Annotated in this window: 1 protein-coding gene; it reads left to right on the forward strand. The window is 60.6% G+C overall.

Annotated elements, in window-relative coordinates; all coding sequences use genetic code 11:
• Positions 1 to 61 precede the first annotated feature (61 nt).
• Positions 62 to 826, forward strand: a complete 765-nt coding sequence (locus ACTWP6_RS30345) for an IS6-like element IS6100 family transposase (protein ID WP_001389365.1) — start codon at positions 62 to 64, stop codon at positions 824 to 826.
• The last annotated feature ends 54 nt before the right edge of the window (positions 827 to 880 follow it).

Here is an 880-nt window from a genome sequence, read left to right on the forward strand (position 1 = left end):
GGCTCTGTTGCAAAAATCGTGAAGCTTGAGCATGCTTGGCGGAGATTGGACGGACGGAACGATGACGGATTTCAAGTGGCGCCATTTCCAGGGTGATGTGATCCTGTGGGCGGTGCGCTGGTATTGTCGCTATCCGATCAGCTATCGCGACCTTGAGGAAATGCTGGCGGAACGCGGCATTTCGGTCGACCATACGACGATCTATCGCTGGGTCCAGTGCTACGCCCCGGAGATGGAGAAGCGGCTGCGCTGGTTCTGGCGGCGTGGCTTTGATCCGAGCTGGCGCCTGGATGAAACCTACGTCAAGGTGCGGGGCAAGTGGACCTACCTGTACCGGGCAGTCGACAAGCGGGGCGACACGATCGATTTCTACCTGTCGCCGACCCGCAGCGCCAAGGCAGCGAAGCGGTTCCTGGGCAAGGCCCTGCGAGGCCTGAAGCACTGGGAAAAGCCTGCCACGCTCAATACCGACAAAGCGCCGAGCTATGGTGCAGCGATCACCGAATTGAAGCGCGAAGGAAAGCTGGACCGGGAGACGGCCCACCGGCAGGTGAAGTATCTCAATAACGTGATCGAGGCCGATCACGGAAAGCTCAAGATACTGATCAAGCCGGTGCGCGGTTTCAAATCGATCCCCACGGCCTATGCCACGATCAAGGGATTCGAAGTCATGCGAGCCCTGCGCAAAGGACAGGCTCGCCCCTGGTGCCTGCAGCCCGGCATCAGGGGCGAGGTGCGCCTTGTGGAGAGAGCTTTTGGCATTGGGCCCTCGGCGCTGACGGAGGCCATGGGCATGCTCAACCACCATTTCGCAGCAGCCGCCTGATCGGCGCAGAGCGACAGCCTACCTCTGACTGCCGCCAATCTTTGCAACAGAGCC

Origin of the sequence: Mycobacterium sp. 4D054, assembly GCF_052245755.1 — a bacterium.
GTDB lineage: Bacteria > Actinomycetota > Actinomycetes > Mycobacteriales > Mycobacteriaceae > Mycobacterium.